General features: G+C 66.4%; 15 protein-coding genes and 1 pseudogene. 7 read left to right on the top strand and 9 right to left on the bottom strand.

Going from position 1 to position 17,699, the window contains the following annotated elements; genetic code table 11:
• From J2S76_RS22355 to J2S76_RS22325, 7 genes and pseudogenes are all read right to left on the bottom strand, one after another.
• A pseudogene (locus J2S76_RS22355) lies at nucleotides 1-299 on the bottom strand (carbohydrate ABC transporter substrate-binding protein); the annotation flags it as partial.
• A gap of 82 nt (nucleotides 300-381) precedes the next feature.
• Nucleotides 382-690, bottom strand: coding sequence for a DUF2160 domain-containing protein (locus J2S76_RS22350; RefSeq protein WP_307064236.1), 309 nt, complete (start codon nucleotides 688-690; stop codon nucleotides 382-384).
• A 10-nt stretch (nucleotides 691-700) separates the two neighbouring features.
• Complete coding sequence (locus J2S76_RS22345; RefSeq protein ID WP_307064234.1) at nucleotides 701-1,489, bottom strand: carbohydrate ABC transporter permease; 789 nt, start codon at nucleotides 1,487-1,489, stop codon at nucleotides 701-703.
• Nucleotides 1,486-2,391 carry a carbohydrate ABC transporter permease gene (locus tag J2S76_RS22340; protein WP_307064233.1) on the bottom strand — a complete coding sequence of 302 codons (906 nt, stop codon included), beginning with the start codon at nucleotides 2,389-2,391 and terminating at the stop codon, nucleotides 1,486-1,488. Before J2S76_RS22340 ends, J2S76_RS22345 begins: the two co-directional genes overlap by 4 nt.
• A complete protein-coding gene (locus J2S76_RS22335; RefSeq protein WP_307064231.1) occupies nucleotides 2,388-3,464 on the bottom strand; it encodes an ABC transporter ATP-binding protein in 1,077 nt (358 codons plus the stop codon). The genes J2S76_RS22340 and J2S76_RS22335 overlap by 4 nt, the downstream gene beginning before the upstream one ends.
• A gap of 1 nt (nucleotide 3,465) precedes the next feature.
• Nucleotides 3,466-4,572 carry an ABC transporter ATP-binding protein gene (locus J2S76_RS22330; RefSeq protein WP_307064229.1) on the bottom strand — a complete coding sequence of 369 codons (1,107 nt, stop codon included), beginning with the start codon at nucleotides 4,570-4,572 and terminating at the stop codon, nucleotides 3,466-3,468.
• A gap of 123 nt (nucleotides 4,573-4,695) precedes the next feature.
• A complete protein-coding gene (locus tag J2S76_RS22325; protein ID WP_307064227.1) occupies nucleotides 4,696-6,204 on the bottom strand; it encodes an FGGY-family carbohydrate kinase in 1,509 nt (502 codons plus the stop codon).
• Between the two features lie 281 nt (nucleotides 6,205-6,485).
• Here J2S76_RS22325 and J2S76_RS22320 point away from each other — a divergent pair, with 281 nt between their 5' ends.
• On the top strand, nucleotides 6,486-8,192 hold the full coding sequence (locus tag J2S76_RS22320) for a glycerol-3-phosphate dehydrogenase/oxidase (protein ID WP_307064225.1): 1,707 nt from the start codon (nucleotides 6,486-6,488) through the stop codon (nucleotides 8,190-8,192).
• Nucleotides 8,189-8,998 (top strand): GntR family transcriptional regulator, encoded by an 810-nt coding sequence (locus J2S76_RS22315; protein ID WP_307064223.1) that lies wholly within the window; start codon nucleotides 8,189-8,191, stop codon nucleotides 8,996-8,998. The genes J2S76_RS22320 and J2S76_RS22315 overlap by 4 nt, the downstream gene beginning before the upstream one ends.
• Here J2S76_RS22315 and J2S76_RS22310 read toward each other — a convergent pair.
• Nucleotides 8,991-9,998 carry a sugar-binding transcriptional regulator gene (locus J2S76_RS22310; RefSeq protein ID WP_307064220.1) on the bottom strand — a complete coding sequence of 336 codons (1,008 nt, stop codon included), beginning with the start codon at nucleotides 9,996-9,998 and terminating at the stop codon, nucleotides 8,991-8,993. The genes J2S76_RS22315 and J2S76_RS22310 overlap by 8 nt on opposite strands.
• A 217-nt stretch (nucleotides 9,999-10,215) precedes the next feature.
• On the opposite strand from J2S76_RS22310, the gene J2S76_RS22305 reads away from it, so the two are divergent.
• On the top strand, nucleotides 10,216-11,988 hold the full coding sequence (locus J2S76_RS22305) for a thiamine pyrophosphate-binding protein (protein ID WP_307064218.1): 1,773 nt from the start codon (nucleotides 10,216-10,218) through the stop codon (nucleotides 11,986-11,988).
• 282 nt (nucleotides 11,989-12,270) lie between these two features.
• Here J2S76_RS22305 and J2S76_RS22300 read toward each other — a convergent pair whose 3' ends face one another.
• On the bottom strand, nucleotides 12,271-13,056 hold the full coding sequence (locus J2S76_RS22300; protein WP_307064215.1) for a GntR family transcriptional regulator: 786 nt from the start codon (nucleotides 13,054-13,056) through the stop codon (nucleotides 12,271-12,273).
• Between the two features lie 168 nt (nucleotides 13,057-13,224).
• On the opposite strand from J2S76_RS22300, the gene J2S76_RS22295 reads away from it, so the two are divergent.
• The 4 genes from J2S76_RS22295 to J2S76_RS22280 are packed head-to-tail and all read left to right on the top strand — an operon-like array spanning nucleotide 13,225 to nucleotide 17,698.
• Complete coding sequence (locus tag J2S76_RS22295; RefSeq protein ID WP_307064212.1) at nucleotides 13,225-14,307, top strand: ABC transporter substrate-binding protein; 1,083 nt, start codon at nucleotides 13,225-13,227, stop codon at nucleotides 14,305-14,307.
• Nucleotides 14,308-14,320: 13 nt separating this feature from the next.
• Complete coding sequence (locus tag J2S76_RS22290; protein ID WP_307064210.1) at nucleotides 14,321-15,814, top strand: sugar ABC transporter ATP-binding protein; 1,494 nt, start codon at nucleotides 14,321-14,323, stop codon at nucleotides 15,812-15,814.
• A complete protein-coding gene (locus J2S76_RS22285) occupies nucleotides 15,807-16,769 on the top strand; it encodes an ABC transporter permease (RefSeq protein WP_307064208.1) in 963 nt (320 codons plus the stop codon). The genes J2S76_RS22290 and J2S76_RS22285 overlap by 8 nt, the downstream gene beginning before the upstream one ends.
• Complete coding sequence (locus J2S76_RS22280; protein WP_307064206.1) at nucleotides 16,766-17,698, top strand: ABC transporter permease; 933 nt, start codon at nucleotides 16,766-16,768, stop codon at nucleotides 17,696-17,698. Before J2S76_RS22285 ends, J2S76_RS22280 begins: the two co-directional genes overlap by 4 nt.
• Nucleotide 17,699: the final 1 nt, after the last annotated feature.

Genomic DNA, 17,699 nt, shown 5'->3' with positions numbered 1-17,699 from the left:
TGGGTGAGCTTGATCCCGGTGATCTCCGAGAACGCCTTGGCGAGAACCTTGGCCTCGTATTCATGCGTGGTGATGGTTTCGGAGACGACGTTGATTTCCATGCCCTTGAACGGTTCGGCAGCCTTGATGAACCATTCCATCTCTCGCATCTGCTCGTCCTTGGAGAGCGTGGAGGGCTGGAATTCGCTGTCGATCCACTTCTTGGCGGCAGCCTCGTCCGCGCGGACGGGCAGTACCGCGAGAGGTGTCGATAGCGCTATGGCGAGCGCCGCTATCGAGGCGCGTGTTAGGCTCTGCATGGTCGTTTCCTTAGCCGGAGAACGCGCCTCTCTCTATTCGGCTGGCACCGGGCGCACATGCCAGCCCTTTCCTCGCCCGGCATCACACCCAGCGGAACACCGCCACCGCCCAGACCACCGAAAGACCGGAGGCCCAGGCAAGGTCGTCGCCGCCGACGAGCGCGATCCAGCCAAGGTGGATGAAGGCCGCTCCCAACAGCGACAGGAATAGTCGGTCGCCGCGCGTGGTCGGAAAATGCAGCACCCCGACGCGCGGCGCCTCGGGCCGCGCCGCGGCGAGCCCGATCATCAATGTGAGCGTCATGGCGAGAGCGACGAAGAACAGGCCGGTCTGCCACGTCCAGGCCATCCAGGCCGTGCTCTCCGCGAGATGCGCGAGAAACCCTTCCATGCCACCCTCCTCACACCCGCCCGAGGGCGAAGCCCTTGGCGATATGATTGCGCACGAACCAGATCACCAGCGCGCCCGGAATGAGCGTCAGCACACCGGCGGCGGCCAGCAGGCCCCAGTCGATGCCGGAAGCCGAGACCGTGCGGGTCATGATCGATGAGATCGCCTTGCTGTTCGTCAGCGTGCGCGCCAGCAACAGTTCTACCCAGGAGAACATGAAGCAGAAGAACGCCGCCACGCCGATGCCGCTTGCGATCAGCGGGATGAAGATCTTGATGAAGAAGCGCGGAAAGGAATAGCCGTCGATGCGCGCCGTCTCGTCGATCTCGCGCGGCACGCCCGACATGAAGCCTTCCAGGATCCACACCGCCAGCGGCACGTTGAAGATGCAATGCGCCAAAGCGACCGCCCAGACGGTGTCGAACAGGCCGATCGACGAGTAGAGATTGAAGTAAGGCAGGGCGAACACCGCCGCCGGCGCCATGCGGTTGGTCAGCAACCAGAAGAACAGATGCTTGTCGCCGAGAAAGCTATAGCGCGAGAAGGCATAGGCGGCCGGCAGTGCCACGCTGATCGAAATGATGGTGTTGAGCGCGACATAGGTGAGCGAGAAGCGGAAACCGTCGAACCATTCCGGCGCGGTGAAGATGACGGCGTAGTTGCTCAGTGTCGGCACGGCGGGCCACAGCGTCATCGTCGTCGATATCTCGACATTGGCCTTGAACGAGAGGTTGATCAGCCAATAGAGCGGCAGCATCAGGCAGACGAGATAGGCGTAGAAGATGATGCGGCGGCTCATGACGGGACCTCCGGGCGCTCGACAGTCTGGCTGTCGCGGGTGACGAGGACGGTGTAGAAAACCCAGCACACCGTGAGCACGATGAGCGTGTAGACGATCGACATCGCTGCGGCCTTGCCGAGATCGAACTGGCCGAGCGCAATTTTTACGAGGTCGATGGAGAGCACAGTGGTGGAATTGCCGGGCCCGCCACCCGTCACCACGAAGGGCTCGGTATAGATCATGAAGCTGTCCATGAAGCGGAGCAGCACGCCGATCATGAGCACGCGACCGAGCTTCGGCAGCTCGATGTAGCGGAAGATGGCGAGGCGCGAGGCACCGTCGATCCGCGCCGCCTGGTAGTAGGCGTCGGGGATCGATTTGAGGCCGGCGAAGCACAACAGCGCGACAAGGCTGGTCCAGTGCCACACATCCATGGCGATGAGCACGAACCAGGCCTGTGCCGCGTTTTTCGTGGCGTTGAAGTCGATTCCCACCGCGTTGATGAGCCAGCCGAACAGGCCGATATCGGGCCGCGTGTACAGCAGCCAGATGGTGCCGACGACGTTCCAGGGCACGAGCAACGGCAGCGCCATGATGACCAGGCCGATGGCGAGTTGCGCGCCGTCGCGCGGCATGCACAGCGCGACCAGAATGCCGAGCGGCACCTCGATGGCGAGGATGCCAAGCGAGAAGGCCGCCGAGCGCCCCAGCGCCGCGAAGAAGCGCCCGCCGAGTTCGCTCGAGGGATCCAGCAGTTCCTGATACCAGCCAAGCCCGTTCCAGAAGAACTGGTTGTTGCCGAAGGAATCCTGGAAGGAATAGTTCACCACCGTCATCAGTGGCACGATGGCGTTGAAGGCCACCAGCGCGAAAACTGGCAGCACCAGAAACCAGGCGCGATTGTCGACGGATTTAATCATGGTTCACCCACCAGCAGATTGTCGGCATAGACGTGGATGCGCGCGGGATCGAAGGCGATGCGTATGTCCGGCCCGCTCGGGGGCGGCTCGCCCTCCGGCACGAGGGCGGCAAGCCTGTGCCCCTCGAAATTGAGGCGGGCATAGCGCACGCGGCCGAGATCCTCGACGCGTTCCAGCCGTGCCCGGTGCTCTCCATGAGCGGACAGGCGCAGATGCTCCGGCCGGATGCCGATCGCGAGCTTCGCTCCGGCGCTCAGGGCGGGATAGCTGCGCGCCAGCGGGATCATGGCCTCGCCCACCTGCGCTTGGGCGGCCATCACCTGCGCGGGCATGAAGTTCATCCCGGGCGAGCCGATGAAATGACCCACGAAGGTGTGCCGGGGGCGATCATAGAGTTCGTCCGGCCGCCCCGACTGCACGATGCCGCCATCATGCATCACCACCACCGTGTCGGCGAAGGTCAGCGCCTCGGTCTGGTCGTGGGTGACGTAGATCATGGTGACGTCGAGGGCGCGATGCAGCGCTTTCAGCTTGGAGCGCAGCTCCCATTTCAGCGCGGGATCGATGACGGTCAGCGGCTCGTCGAACAGCACCGCGGCCACGTCGGGTCTCACCAGTCCGCGCCCCAGCGAGATCTTCTGCTTGGCGTCGGCCCCGAGGCCGCGGGCGCGTCGCGAGAGATCGGGCGTCAGATCGAGCAGGCCGGCAATCTCCCGTACCCGCGCCTCCACGGCGCGGCGGTCGAGGCCGCGATTGCGCAGGGGAAAGGCGAGATTGTCGAACACCGTCATGGTGTCGTAGACGACCGGGAACTGGAACACCTGCGCGATGTTACGCCGCTCGGTCGGCAGGCCGGTGACGTCGACGCCGTCGAACAGCACCTTGCCGCGCGAAGGTGTCACGAGGCCGGAGATGATGTTGAGTAACGTGGTCTTGCCGCAGCCGGAAGGGCCGAGCAGCGCGTAGGCGCCGCCCTGCCGCCAGGTGGTGGTCATTGGCTTCAGTGCGTAGTCCGCCGGTTCCGCATGCGTCCAATAGGCGTGGGCGAGGTCGACGAGTTCGATCTGTGCCATCTCAGCCTCTCCCGCGCTGCAAGGCGCCGTCTGCCGCGCTGTCGGGTGTGACGACCACATTGCCGTCCGTATCGAAGACGAAGAGCTGCGCCGGATCGATGTGGATGGTGATGGGCGAGCCGGGCTCAAGCTCATGCACGCCGCCGACCAGAGCCACCCAGCGCAGCGCGTCGGCGTGAATATGGATGTAGCTTTCCGAGCCGGTGATTTCGGTGACGTCGACGGTGCCGGTGACGCTGATACTTCCGGCCATGGGAGCCAGCCGCAAGTGATGCGCTCGCACGCCGATCTGGTACGGCCCATCCGAGAGCCGAGCCAGCGCGCCATCTGCGGCGACCGCCGCTCCCCCCGGCAGCACAAGCCGGCCGCTGCGCTTCATGACCTCTGCGACATTCATCGGTGGATCGGAGAAGGTCCGCGCGGCGGCGAGGCTGGTCGGGCGCCGATAGACCTGCGCCGCCGGTCCGAATTGCAGCAGGCGGCCTTCGGACAGGCAGGCCGTGTTGCCGCCGAGCATGAGGGCTTCGGTGGGTTCGGTGGTGGCATAGACGAAGATGGCGTTGGTCTCGGCGAAGATGCGCGGGAGTTCCTCGCGCAGTTCCTCGCGCAGCTTGTAGTCGAGATTGGCCAGCGGCTCGTCCAGCAGCACCAGATCGGCCTGTCGCACCACCGCGCGGGCGATTGCGCACCGTTGCTGCTGGCCGCCGGACAGTTTGAGCGGGGTTTTCTCGAGCTGATTGTCCAGCTTCAGCAGCGCGGCGGCGGCGCGTACACGCCGGTCGATCTCCGCCTTGGGGGCGCCGCGTACGCGCAGCGGCGAGGCGATGTTCTCATAGACCGTGAGGGCCGGGTAATTGATGAACTGCTGGTACACCATGGCGACCGAGCGCTTCTTGACCGGCAGGCCGGTGACATCGCGCCCGTCCGCCGTCATGAAGCCGCTGGTGGCAGGGTCCAGCCCCGCCATGACCCGCATAAGCGACGTCTTGCCAGACCGCGTGGGGCCCAGCAGCACGTTCACCGTCCCACGTTCCAATGTGAGGGCGATATCACGCAGATGGTGCTGTCCATCCACCGTCAGCGAGATATCCTGAAGCGTCAACGACATCGGGGCCTCATTGTTGAGACGTGTCTGCGAGAGAGCTGACGGGCGGCGACCGGCGCGGCGCGCGTCCGCTTCCGGCCACGCAACGTCGCGTCACCCATGCGACGGCTGTGCCGGCGATCTGGCCTAGTGCGGCCATTCCCGCGCCAATGCGCGGGTGAGGCCGAGGAAACGGGCATATTTGCGGGAGTGAACGTCGCGCTGCGCGACATTCGGCTCCCATCGCTGGCGAACCCGAACCATCTTTGAGATGGCCGTTTCAAAGTCGCCATAGGCTCCAATGGCAACCGCCGAGGCGATGGCCACGCCGCGCGCGCCAAGCTCGGTGCCGTCGGTGACCTCCACCGGCAGGCCGAGCACATCGGCGAAGATCTGCGCCCAGATGGCGCTGCGTGACGCGCCGCCCGCGAGCCGTATCGTTGTCGGCTTGGCGGCGTCATAGCCCGAAAGCAGGCGTTCGATATCCACCCGATGGGCATAGGCGATGCCCTCGAAGATGCCGCGCAGCACATCGCCCAGCTTGTCGGAGCGCTTCAGTCCGAGCAGGCCCGCCGGCGCCCCGCCGGGCCCGCCGAACAAATAGGGGAGGAACAGGATGTCGTTGTCGCGGTCGAGCGCGTCGCGGACATAATCGTTGCAGACATCGTAGACCGAGGCGCCGTTCGAGAGCGCCCGTGCGGCTTCGGCGTCGAGGACTTCACGGCAGAACCACTCGAAATTGGAGGCGGACGTCGCCGCACCCTCGGTGGCGAGCACCTGCCCGCCAATGGGATAGGGCATTTGCAGAAAGGGCGGGACGGACAGACGCGGGCTGGCGTGGAGCGTGGAGTTGATGCTGAACGTGCCGGCGATCATCGACAAGCGATCGGAGGTGACCACACCGGACGCAAGCGCGGCTGCCGCGACATCGGCCACGCCGCGCACCACCGGCGTGCCCTCTTTCAGGCCGGTCTGGCGTGCCGCGGCCTGAGTAACCTTCCCCACCACCTCGGCCGAGGGGCCGATCTCCGGCATCACGTCCAGCCAGGAGGCAATGCCGAGATCGCGAAACACCTCGCGGGCGTATGCGCCCGTCTCGACATCAATGGCACCGGCGATGCCGGCATCGGTGGGGTCGGTGGAGAAGTCCCCGCACAGCCGTCCGCGCAAGAAATCCTTGCAGAACAGGACGCGTTCGGTGCGTGCGACCGTCTCCGGCTCGTGCTTGGAGAACCAGGCCATCAGGGCAATGGCCTGACCTGGCCAGACACGCTGCTGAATGCGCCGGGCGGTGACGCCGGCGCGCCCATTGCCTTCCCATTCCGCCACGAGATCGGCCGTGCGACTGTCGGTGGACACCACGCCCGGCCGCACCGGATCGCCGTTGCGATCCGTCAGATAAATGCCGCTGCCATAACCGGCGCAGGAGACCGCCAGCACGTCGCCCGGCGACGTTCCGGTGTTCGCCAGCACCGAAGCGATGGACTCGCAGGCGGCCTGCCACATGCGATCGGGATCGCGCTCGGTGTGGCCGGGCCCGGGAAACAGCATCTGGTTGGGTCGGCGTTCGCAGGCGAGTTCTTGGCCATCAAGATCAAACAAGGCGGCCTTCGTCATCGTCCCGCCGGCATCAATGCCGATCAGGCGTTCCCTCATGGCGTCCTCCGGGCCGGATATGACCGGCAGGCTTCGTTTTTCGAAGCTCAACACGTAATTACATGTTTGATCATAGCCGCGACTTTTAGCGCGTCAATATCTTAATGACGTCGATTTATGCTGCATTGCAGCGTATTTTCAGTCCTAAATACACAAATTGACAGGTCGAACCGAATGTGGTCGTTCTAACTTGTAACTATAAGTGAGTGCGCCGTCACAGGGAGCTGAGAGCGTCCGTCGTGCGGTGCCGGTCCATCGATCCGGTCGGTATGGAGCCTGCCATGTTGTCCCGCGACGCCATTCTCGACAGCCTGCGAACAGGCCCGGGATCCGGCTCCCCCGTGCCGGAGGTGCTGATCATCGGCGCCGGCATCAACGGCGTCGGTGTGTTCCGCGATCTGGCCGTCCAGGGTGTGCCGTCGCTATTGGTCGACATGGGCGACATTTGCTCGGCGACCAGCTCGGCGTCCTCCCGGCTGATCCATGGCGGGCTGCGCTATCTGGAGATTGGTGAGTTCTCGCTGGTCCGCGAGTCGGTGGAGGAGCGCAACCGCCTGCTCCTCGATGCGCCCCACCTCGTGCGCCCGCTCCGGGTTCGCGTTCCGATCGCCGATCGCTTCAGTGGGGCGTTGGCCTCGGTGGGGCGCTTCCTCGGCTGGGTGCGCACGCCGGGGCCGAAGGGCGCCTTCGTCGTTGCGCTGGGCCTGCGGGTCTATGACCTGTTCAACCGCCGCGACCAGACCATGCCCAACCACCGCATGGTGCCCGCGCGCGAGTTCCGCGCCCAGATGCCGGCGCTGGCCTCCTCCACGCGCTATGTCGCCGAGTATCACGATGCCCGCCTCACGGCGCCGGAGCGCCTCGGCCTTGAACTGGTGGCGCAGGCCGAGCAGATGTGCCCCGCGGCGCGCGCCGCCAGCTATGTCGCCGTCGTCGGCCGCGACGGCGGGCGCATCCTGCTCGCCGACACAATCACGGGCGAGCGTTTCACGGTGACACCGAAGCTGGTGGTGAACTGCGCAGGCGCTTATGTCGACGCGGTCGATGGGAGCTTCGGCATCAATCAGCGGCTGATCGGCGGCACCAAAGGGTCACATCTGGTGGTGCGCAACCGTGCCCTGGTCGAAAGCCTCGCCGACACCATGATCTATTTCGAGACGCCGGACCATCGGATCTGCCTCGCCTACCCGCTCGACGACACCCATGCGCTGGTCGGCACCACCGATCTGCGCACCGACGACCCGGACGACACGGTCTGCTCGGACGCCGAGATCGATTATCTGTTCGAGGTGATGGCGATGGCGATGCCGGCCATTACGCTGGATCGCGGCCAGATCGTTTACACCTATGCCGGCATCCGGCCGCTGCCGGCGAGCGACCAGGTCGCCGGCGCCATCAGCCGCGATCACTCCATCCGCACCTTTCCACCCCAGGGAGACCGTCCGTTCCCCGTGCTGTCGCTGGTCGGCGGCAAATGGACCACGTTCCGCGCCTGCGCCGAGGAGATCGCTGACGACGTGCTCGCGCGCATCGGTCTGGCGCGTCGGCGCTCCACCGCCGGCATCGCCATCGGCGGCAGCACCGGATGGCCCGCCGATCGCGCGGGCTACATTGCCGACCTCTCGCAGCGCTTCGGGCTGACGCCAGCACGGGCGCGCACGCTGTTCGACCGCTACGGCACCCTGGCGTCCAAACGGCTCGAAGACTTTGCAGCGCAACATGAAATTCCGTTGACGACGCTTCCCGACTATTCGTATCAGGAAATCGCGGCCATCGCCCGCGAGGAGCGAGTGGTCCGGCTGGAGGACGTGGTGCTTCGCCGTACACATATCGCGCTGCTCGGTCAGGCGACGGCCGAGGCGCTCGCCGAGCTGGGCACGGTGGTCGGCGAGGCGCTGGGCTGGTCGGCGGAGCGCATCGCGCAGGAAGTCGTGGCGACGGCGCAGGTGATCGCCACACGGCATCATCTGCCGGGAAGGACCCAATGAGCCAAGCACGCCGCCGCGCGCCGCGAACCCCGACCAATCTGGTGCCGACGCTCAAAGCGCTGGCCGAACGGGATAACGGCCTGCGCGACAACGGCTCGAGCCTGCCGCTCTGGTCGCAGGTGAAGTCTGCCTTGCTGACGCTGATCGTCACCGAAAAGCTGGCGGAGAACGCGCGCCTGCCGTCCGAGGCCGAACTGTGCGACAGCTTCGGCGTGTCTCGGACCGTGGTGCGCGAGGCACTGACCCAGCTAGTGTCCGAGCGCGTCATCTACAAGCTGCAGGGCAAAGGTGCCTTCGTTGCCCCCAAGCGTGACGATCAAGGCTTCCTTGGCTCCAATATCGGCTTCTCCGGCGAGTTGCACCTCACCAACCACTCGGTAAGCCGCGCCATCCTGCGCCAGGAACTGGTCGCACCGGATGAGCGGGTCTGCCGAATGCTGCGGCTGGGCCCGAACGAGCCAGTGGTGGCCCTCGACCGGGTGCTGAGCGTGGACGGCAAGCCGCGCATCCTGGTCTACACCTTCATCAATCTGCGGCTCGCGCCCGGCTTCGAGCAGGTGCCGATGCACAACCGCTCGCTCTACGACACGCTGTCGCGGCGCTACGGCATCACCCTGAAGCGCGCCGAACGCTGGCTTGAAGCTGCCACCGCCACCCCGGAACAGGCTGAACTGCTGGAAATTCCCGTCGGCTCGCCGGTGATTGCGATCGAGTCCGTGACCTATATGCAGACCGACGAGGCCGTTGAATATTACACCGCCGTGTACCGGACCGACCAGGCGCGACTGCACTTCATCGTCAAATAGCGCCTGCCCGTCCGTCGAAGGTCGCCAGAACCGCCCGTGCGGTCGTCTCGTCCGTTACCAGCACATTGGCATAGCCGCCGCGCAGCATGGCAGCGATCGCCGCGATCTTGGACGGCCCTCCCCCGACGCAAATCCGTGTCGGCACGGCGAGAAAATCCTCGCGTGGCATCGACAGGTGCCGGGCATCGAGGTCCGTCAGCACCGGCCGCCCTTCCTTGTCGAAGAAATAGCCCGAGACGAAGCCGACAGCGCCATGGGCGCGGTAGTCGGCCAAGGTCGGCTCGGTCATGAAGCCGCTATGCATCAGCGACGTGCCCTCGCCCAGATCGGTGACGCCGAAAAGGGTAATGTCGCAGCCGCGCAGCAGTGCGAAATGCTGGGCAACGATGGGCTCCGCCATCAGGAGGCGCTTCACGTCGGCGCTGGAGACGATGCCAGGCGCCAGCATGTTCACGCAGCGCCCGCCGACCTTCACCGCGATGTTCGAGGTGCACAGCTCGGGCGAGAAATCATAGGTGCCGATGGCGCTGCCGGTGATCTGCGCGATGCTGGTGCCGGGCAAATGGAGCGCGGCGAGCGTCTGCGAGAGCGCCATGACCGTTCGCCCCCACGCCACACCGAGGACGCTCTGCGGCGTTATGCGCCGTTCCAGCACACGGGCACCGAGCGCCCCAATGCGCTCAGTCACCGGGCGGTCATTGCCGATGGCCGGGACGATGTAGCACTCGGCGACGCCGGTGGCCTGGCACAGCCTCTGGGCAAGGCGCAGCGCCCCGATCCGGGCGACATCAATCGAGACGCTCACCGCTCCCTCGTCCCGCGCCTTCTGCAGGAGATTGAACACCGTGGCGCGGGAGATGCCGAAACGCGCGGCGATCTCGTCCTGCTTCAGCCCCTCCTCGTAATACAGCCAGGCTGCGGTCAGCACCGGATCGAGCGCGAATTGCGTCGCATCCCCCTCGTGCCGCGCCACGCCGTTGCGCTCCGCCCGCTTCGCCATGTGCCCCTGGATCCCTCCGCCCCGTTCGCCGCACCGGTCCTGCGACCGGCGCCTCACTGATATGCATCATGTCATATGCCAAGAGAACTTGAAATATGATATTGACATACGTCACCCATCATTGAATTATGCCAAAACACAGGCGGCATCTGCCCGCATGCGCCCTGGAGCCCTTCGGCAAGCGCGCATCCTCACTGTCGATCCCAAGGAGACTTCCATGGCCCATATGGGTGATCTGGTCGCGGAGATGCTCGCCCAGTACGGTGTAGAGCTCGTGTTCGGCATGCCCGGCGGGCAGACCACGGCGCTGCATGACGGCATTTCCCGCCGCACCGACCGTATCCGCCACGTGCTGATGCGGGACGAACGCAACGCCGCCTACGCGGCCGACGCCTATGCGCGGCTCACCGGCAAGCCCGGCGTCTGCGATGTCACTGTGGGGCCTGGTGCCAATCTCCTGCCGGCCGGCTTCATCGAAGCGCTGAACGCCTCCGTGCCGATGATCGGCATTGTTGGCGAGCTGCCGCTCGACTGGCTGTCGCTGAAGGACAAGGGCATCGCGAGCCAGGGCTTCGACCAGCTTTCCTTCTTCAAGACCATCACCAAGGACAGCTGGCTGGTCCCCTCCAAGGCCGCCCTGCCGGATCTGATCCGCACCGCCTTCCGCGTCGCCACCTCGCCGCGCCCCGGCCCGGTGGCGTTGATCATTCCGCATGACATCTTCGACGCCGAGTGGAACGAGGACGAGATCAAGATCGGCATCGACAAGCGGGCGATACAGGCACCCTTCCTGCGCTCGGCGCCGGTGGCCTCTTCGGTGGCAGACGCGGTGGCCTTGATCGAGCGGGCACAGCGCCCGGCGGTCGTGTTCGGCGGCGGCGTGCATGGCGCGCTCGCCTGTAACGAGGCGACCGCCTTCGCCGAGAAACTGGGCGGGCTCGCCGTGACCAGTCTCACCGGTCGGGGCTCCGTTCCCGAGACGGCGGCCTATGCCGCTGGCACGTTGAATCCGCTGGGGTCCTGGGCCGCGATCGAGCTGATCAAGGAGGCCGATCTCATTATCTGGTGCGGCTCCAAGGCCAGCCAGAACACCGCGCTGAACTGGACGCTGCCGCTGCCCGAGCAGGCGACCATCACCATCGACATCGATCCGAACGAGCATGGCCGCACCTTCCTGCCCACGGTGGCGATGTTCAGCGATGTGCGCGAGGCGCTGACCTTGCTGAACGCGGCTCTCCCTCCGCAAACCCGCCCGGAATGGGCGGCGCGCATCGCCGAGGTGAAGGCCGAAGGCGAGCGCCAGAAGCGCAGCGAGATCGAGAGCGAGCAGCTTCCCCTCCACCCGGCACGCGTCATGGACGAGGTGGCCGCCCGGCTCGAGTCGAGCGATATCGTCGTCTCGGATGCGAGCTTTTCAGCGGGCTGGATCGCCAACTATATCCCGACCACGCGGGCCGGGCGCTCCGTGCTCTATGCACGCGGCCAGGGCGGACTCGGCTATGCCATTCCGGCAGCGATCGGTGCTGCCGAGACGCTGCCCGGCACGCGCATCGTCACCGTCGCGGGCGACGGGGCGTTCTCCTACACGATCGGTGAGCTGGCGACGCAGGCCCAGCGCAACCAGAAAGTGGTCAACGTCGTGCTGAACAATGGACGGCTCGGCTGGATCCAGCTCTGGCAGGACATCTTCTTCAAGAACGTGCAGTCGGCTCTGCTGGAGAGCCAGAGCTGCCATCCCAACTTCGCCGCCGCCGCAACCGGACTGGGGCTGATGGGGATCTATGTCGAGAAGCCGGACGAACTCGGCGCCGCGCTGGATGCGGCCTTCGCTTATGACGGCCCGTCCGTCGTCGAGGTTCGCGTGGATGATCTCGCCACCCCCATCCACAGCTTCAAGCGTCGCCTGCGCGAGGGCGGCGACACACCCCGGCCGCGTCCCGGCACGGTGTACAAGCTGCGCGACTGGAAGATCTGTCCGGACCTGCCTTGAGCGTCGCGGCGGGCGGCAGGCTGCAGACGCGCACGGCTATGAGCAGCCGTCTGGTGGCTTTGGCGGATCAAACCGCCACGGCCTCTCGACACTCGGTCGTCTGAGGCCCGTCCCGCCGCCCGGCAGGCGGTGCCGTACCTGCCGAGCCAGAAGCTGGCAAACGGCGCCTTCGGCATGCGCTGGCAGCGCATCTCATGGCGGTGGCGTGGTGGATGGGGCCGAGCGCCCTCACGCCGCCGCAACGGATTCTGGCGGGCGCGGCCTGCTCGCCAGCTTACGCGCTCACTTCTCGATCAGATGCGCCAGCTTCTGCCGCAGCAGATTGGCTGAACCCAGCACTTCCTTCAGGTGAGCCGACATGTGCCGCCCCGCCTCGTCCGAATCGCCGCTCTCGATCGCGCTCGTGATCTGTCGGTGCTGGGCGAGCAGCACGTCGAGATGGCCGGGCTCGGGCAGGCTGAGATAGCGAACCCGGTCCATCTGCAGCTTCACCGACTGGATGACACGCCAGCTCTTGGACAGGCCGGCCTCCTCGCAGAGCCCGCGATGGAACGCTTCGTCCAACTCCAGGAACAGATCGCGGTCCCTTTCGGCAACGGCGCTCTCCTGCCGGGCTAGGTTGAGCCTCAGCTCCGACAGGAAGCGCGGCGAACAATGTCCCGCCAGGCGACACGCCACCGCGACCTCCAGCGACTCGCGAATGAACTGGGCTTCCTCGACATCGCGCAGCCGGATCGGCGCGACGAAGCTGCCGCGCTGGGGCAGGATGTCGACCAGCCCTTCGTCGGCGAGGCGGATCAGCGCCTCGCGCACCGGGGTGCGGCTGACCCCGAGCTGGAGCGAGAGTTCCTTCTCGCTCAGCGCTTCGGACGGCAGCACGAGGAGCGTGGTGATGGCCCGCCGCAGCCGCTCATAGATCTGCGGAGCGATGGGCAGGCGCGGATTGACGGGCTCCATCGCCGGCGGCGCGAGAGAGCCCACACCCGTGCCCGGTGCGACCGGGGACGGCGAGGTGCCGGAGGAAGGCACGTCGGGAATCGCGGCTCCGAGCTTACGTTTAGCTTCCATCGTTCCCCTCCCAGACGGCCCGTCCCTGCTGTCGCACATTCACCGAAAGCACGCTATCACGCCGATTGACATCCTACCATGGTAGAGTACAAAACCGACAACAAGCCGCCAAGGCAGGAATGCGGACCCGGACAAATGTCGGGCCGCGACAATGGTGAGGAACATCCAATGGCGAAGTCGAACGGTAAGATTCTGGCGTTGACGGCAGCACTGCTCGCCGGCTCGGTGCTCACGAGTGGTGCTTTTGCGGCGGAAGGTACCGCCACCGGCGATACATCCGGCAAGAAGATCGCCTTCAGCAATTCCTACGCCGGCAACTCCTTCCGGCAGGTGATGATCAAGAGTTTCGAGGCCGCAGCCGCCAAGGCCAAGGCGGACGGCAAGATCGCCGGCAGCGCCGTCGTCTCCTCCAACAACTCCGTCACCGAGCAGGCCTCGCAGATCCAGAACCTGATCCTGCAGGGCTATGACGCCATCATCGTGCTGGCCGGTTCCGATACCGCGCTCAACGGCTCCATCAAGGAGGCCTGCGACGCCGGCATCACCGTGGTCGCCTTCGCCAGCGGCGTCACCGAACCCTGCGCCTATGTGGTCGACTACAATCTCGATTCCTACGCCAAGGCCGAGCTGGACTTCATCGCCTCCAAGCTGGGCGACAAGCCGGCCAACATTCTCGAAATTCGCGGCATGGCCGGCGACGGCTTCGACAAGCGCCTCAACGAGGGCGTGAACAAAGCCCTCGCCGCCCATCCCAGCTACAAGAAGGTCGGCGAAGTCTACGGCCAGTGGACCGGCACCATCGCCCAGAAGGAAGTCTCCGGCGTGCTGCCCTCGCTGCCGCAGATTGACGGCGTGCTCACCCAGGGCGGCGACGGCTATGGCGCGGCGCAGGCCTTCAAGGCGGCGGGTCGCAAGCTGCCGATCATCATCATGGGTAACCGGCAGGACGAACTCGCGCTCTGGAAGAAGGAGCATGACGCCACGGGCTACGAGACCTTCTCGCTGGGTGCCACGCCCTCGGTCTCGCAGGTCGCCTTCTGGGTCGCGCAGCAGATTCTTGCCGGCAAGCAGGTGCCGAAATTCGTCGAGGTACCGCTGCTGCAGATCAACCAGCCCGACCTCGATGCCTGGCTGAAGACCGTGCCCGAAGGCGGTGTGGTCAATGCGGAATACCCGCAGGACCTGGTGGCGACGATCATCGACGCCAATGTCGCCAAGGCGCCGCTTCCCATGGTTCCCGCGCCGAAGTGAGGCGTTGAACCCGATGCGTGCCATCCCGTCCGCCAACCGGGAGCCGCGCCCAGGCGCGGCCTCCCCGGTGCCGCTGATCGCGACCCGTGCCGTCGCCAAGCATTATGGCGCGGTGCGGGCGCTGGTCGGCGTCGATTTCGTGCTGGCGCCGGGCGAGGTGGTCGGTCTGGTCGGTCACAACGGCGCCGGCAAGTCGACACTGATGAACGTGCTGGCGGGCACGGTGCAGCGCAGCTCCGGCGCCTTCTGCTACGACGGCGCCGAGATCGGCGCCTGGGGCGCGCGCGAGGCGCAGGCTTGCGGCCTGCGTTGCATCTTCCAGGAACTGTCGCTCTGCGCCAACCTCTCGGCCACCGAGAACACCCGCATCATCCATGCGAGCCTCAGGGGCTTGGGCTGGCGGCGCCGGGCGCGCGCGCTCATAACGGCGGCGCTCGATGACATCTTCCCCGGCCACGGCATCGACCCCGACCGCAAGGTGGCCGAACTCGCCATTGGCGAGCGGCAGATGGTGGAGATTGCCCGCGCCTTCACGCAGACCAGCGTCCCGGTGCGCGGCGTCATCCTCGACGAGCCGACCTCCGCGCTCGGACACACGCCGACGGAGCAGCTCCTTGCCCATATCCGCAAGGCGGCGGCTGACGGCATTGCCTGCATCCTCATCACCCATCGCCTCAACGAAATCCTCGCGGTCAGCGATCGCGTCACCGTGATGATGGACGGCGCGGCAGTGGCGGACCGTCCGGCCGCCGGTCTCACCCGTTCCGATCTTGTCGCCATGATGGGGAGCATCGAGGCCCATGGCGGGACAGGCCGCGCCATCGGTCCGGCCGCAGATGGTGCGATCGTCGTCGACCATCCCGGCCGCGACGGGGCCGACCGCCCCATTTGTGTCCGGCGCGGCGAGATCATCGGCTTTGCCGGGCTCGACGGCCACGGCCAGCGCGACCGCCTGCGCGCCATCTATGCCGCGACCTCGGATGTGCCGGTGGCCTATGTCGCCGGAGATCGCGGCGCGGAGGGCGTGTTTCCGCTGTGGTCGATCGCGGACAATCTGACCATCCGCAGCCTCAAGGCCTTGCAGCGCGGCGGCTTCGTCGTCCCGGGGGCGGCACGGGCGCTGGCCGAGCAATGGGCGGCGCGGCTGAAGGTGAAGGCGCCGGATGTCGACACACCGATCCTGTCGCTGAGCGGGGGCAACCAGCAGAAGGTGCTGTTCGCCCGCGCGCTCGCCTCCGACGCGCAGGTGGTGCTGCTCGACGACCCGATGCGCGGCGTCGATGTCGGCACCAAGCAGGAGGTCTACGCCCTCATCCGCGCCGAGGCCGACAAGGGCCGCAGCTTCGTCTGGTACACGACCGAGATGGACGAACTGAGCAATTGCGGCCGGCTCTACGTCTTCCGCGAGGGCCGCGTCGTGGAGGAGATCCCCGGCGCGCAGATCAACCATGCCCGCATCCTGGAAGCCTCCTTCGGCGGCGCGCAAACGGGAGCCTCCCATGGCTGATACGGCCCTTCAGCGGCGCCCCCGCCTTACCTCCGCTCTGGGCTCCGCGCTGCAGATCGGCCTGCCGGCAGCGACGTTGATCGCCATGCTGGCGGTGATCTTCTGGATCCGCCCCTCGGCGATGAGCTATTTCGGCTTCACGCTGCTGTTCAAATTCGCCGTGCCGCTGATGTTCGCCGCGCTCGCGCAGATGCTGGTCATCATGCTGGGCGACATCGATCTGTCGATCGGCAGCTTCGTCGGCTTCGTCACCTGCGTGGCGGCGCTCTACCTCGATGAAGCGCCGCTGCTCGCGCTCGTCATCCTTGCCGCCAGCATCGCGGTCTATGCCGGGGTGGGACTGCTCATCCATGTGCGGCAGCTGCCCTCGATCATCGTGACGCTGGGCATGTCGTTCATCTGGCTGGGAGCGGCCGTGACGCTGATGCCGGGTCCCGGCGGGACGGCGCCGCGCTGGCTGGTGGCGTTCATGAGCTGGAAGCCGCCTTTCGTGCCGCTGCCTGTGCTCATAGCTCTTCTCACCGCACTCATCGGCCACCTCGTCATCTCGCGCTCCTCCTATGGCGCGGTGCTGCGCGGGGCGGGTGCAAATCCCCGCGCCGTCGAGCGTGCGGGCTGGTCGGTGCGGACGATCCGCTGCGCGGTCTATGCCGCCGCAGGCGCCCTCGCCTGTCTCGCCGGACTCACCCTGACCGGCCTCACCACGTCAGGCGATCCAAATGTAGCGCCCGCCTACACGCTTCTCGGCGTCGGCGCGGTGATCCTCGGGGGCGGCGCCTTCACGGGCGGCATCGTCTCGCCCGTCGGCACGGTGATCGGCGCGCTAACGCTGGCGCTGGCCGGCTCGCTGCTGAGCTTCCTGCAGGTGCCGCCGACCTGGCAGATCGGCGCGCAGGGGGCGATCCTGTTCCTCGTGCTTGCCGGCCGCATCCTGTTCTCGGAACACCGCTCATGAGCCTGCGTCTCGCCCCCTGGAGCTACGGCTTCCTCGTCGCGCTGGTCATGTGGGTGGCGACCATCTGCTATTCGGGCACCGGCAGCGCCATTCCGACGCTCTCCTCGGCGCTGGTCTTCGCCGCCTTCAGCGTGGTGGTCGGCACCGGGCAGATGCTGGTCATCGCTTCCGGTCCCGGCAATATCGACCTGTCCATGCCCTCGGTGCTGACACTGGCGGCCTATGCCTCGATGAGCATTATGGGCGGCTCCGACGCGATGGTGCTGCCGGGGCTCCTGCTCGCTGTCGCGGTGGGCGCGGTGGCGGGCATGCTCAATTATCTCGCCATCACCGCCCTGCGCCTGCCGCCGATCATCGCGACGCTGGCATGGAGCTTCGTGTTCCAGTCCTTCGCCTTCAACCTCGGCGGCGAGGCGACGCTAAAGCCGCCGGCCGCGCTCTCCGAATTCACCCTCTGGTCGATAGGCGGCATCCGCGTGCTGCCAGTGGCGGTCATGGGGCTCACCCTGCTCGCCGTCCTGGTGCTGAAGCGCGGCGTTGGCGGCCGGCAGCTGCTGGCCGTCGGGCAGAGCGAGCGCGCGGCGCGGCTGGCGGGCATTTCCGTCGGGCGGGTGCGGCTGGTCGCCTATACGCTGTGCGGCATGTCCGCCGGTCTGGCCGGCTTCCTGCTGTCCGGCTTTTCGGGCGGTGCGGCGCTCAATATGGGCGACACCTATCTGCTGGAATCCATCGCCGTGGTGGTGCTCGGGGGCACCAGCGTCGCCGGTGGGCAGGCCAACGCCATCGGCATCTGGGGCGCGGCGCTGTTCTTCAATCTCATGGCGACGATGCTCAACACCTTCCAGATGCAGGCCGGCATTCGCTTCCTGCTTACCGGTGCCCTCATCATCCTGATCGTGGCGATCGTGCCGCGCCCGAAGGCGGGGTGAG

The sequence above is a fragment of the Ancylobacter vacuolatus genome, from assembly GCF_030813595.1.
GTDB lineage: Bacteria > Pseudomonadota > Alphaproteobacteria > Rhizobiales > Xanthobacteraceae > Ancylobacter > Ancylobacter vacuolatus.
The sequence above is the reverse complement of the archived record's forward strand: the minus strand, read 5'-3'. Positions and strand labels throughout refer to the sequence as shown.

What these genes read in the sequence shown, in the direction of transcription:
- J2S76_RS22350 (WP_307064236.1), bottom strand. Translation starts at nt 690, where the DNA reads ATGGAAGGGTTTCTCGCGCATCTCGCGGAGAGCACGGCCTGGATGGCC.
- J2S76_RS22345 (WP_307064234.1), bottom strand. Translation starts at nt 1,489, where the DNA reads ATGAGCCGCCGCATCATCTTCTACGCCTATCTCGTCTGCCTGATGCTG.
- J2S76_RS22340 (WP_307064233.1), bottom strand. Translation starts at nt 2,391, where the DNA reads ATGATTAAATCCGTCGACAATCGCGCCTGGTTTCTGGTGCTGCCAGTT.
- J2S76_RS22335 (WP_307064231.1), bottom strand. Translation starts at nt 3,464, where the DNA reads ATGGCACAGATCGAACTCGTCGACCTCGCCCACGCCTATTGGACGCAT.
- J2S76_RS22330 (WP_307064229.1), bottom strand. Translation starts at nt 4,572, where the DNA reads ATGTCGTTGACGCTTCAGGATATCTCGCTGACGGTGGATGGACAGCAC.
- J2S76_RS22325 (WP_307064227.1), bottom strand. Translation starts at nt 6,204, where the DNA reads ATGAGGGAACGCCTGATCGGCATTGATGCCGGCGGGACGATGACGAAG.
- J2S76_RS22320 (WP_307064225.1), top strand. Translation starts at nt 6,486, where the DNA reads ATGTTGTCCCGCGACGCCATTCTCGACAGCCTGCGAACAGGCCCGGGA.
- J2S76_RS22315 (WP_307064223.1), top strand. Translation starts at nt 8,189, where the DNA reads ATGAGCCAAGCACGCCGCCGCGCGCCGCGAACCCCGACCAATCTGGTG.
- J2S76_RS22310 (WP_307064220.1), bottom strand. Translation starts at nt 9,998, where the DNA reads ATGGCGAAGCGGGCGGAGCGCAACGGCGTGGCGCGGCACGAGGGGGAT.
- J2S76_RS22305 (WP_307064218.1), top strand. Translation starts at nt 10,216, where the DNA reads ATGGCCCATATGGGTGATCTGGTCGCGGAGATGCTCGCCCAGTACGGT.
- J2S76_RS22300 (WP_307064215.1), bottom strand. Translation starts at nt 13,056, where the DNA reads ATGGAAGCTAAACGTAAGCTCGGAGCCGCGATTCCCGACGTGCCTTCC.
- J2S76_RS22295 (WP_307064212.1), top strand. Translation starts at nt 13,225, where the DNA reads ATGGCGAAGTCGAACGGTAAGATTCTGGCGTTGACGGCAGCACTGCTC.
- J2S76_RS22290 (WP_307064210.1), top strand. Translation starts at nt 14,321, where the DNA reads ATGCGTGCCATCCCGTCCGCCAACCGGGAGCCGCGCCCAGGCGCGGCC.
- J2S76_RS22285 (WP_307064208.1), top strand. Translation starts at nt 15,807, where the DNA reads ATGGCTGATACGGCCCTTCAGCGGCGCCCCCGCCTTACCTCCGCTCTG.
- J2S76_RS22280 (WP_307064206.1), top strand. Translation starts at nt 16,766, where the DNA reads ATGAGCCTGCGTCTCGCCCCCTGGAGCTACGGCTTCCTCGTCGCGCTG.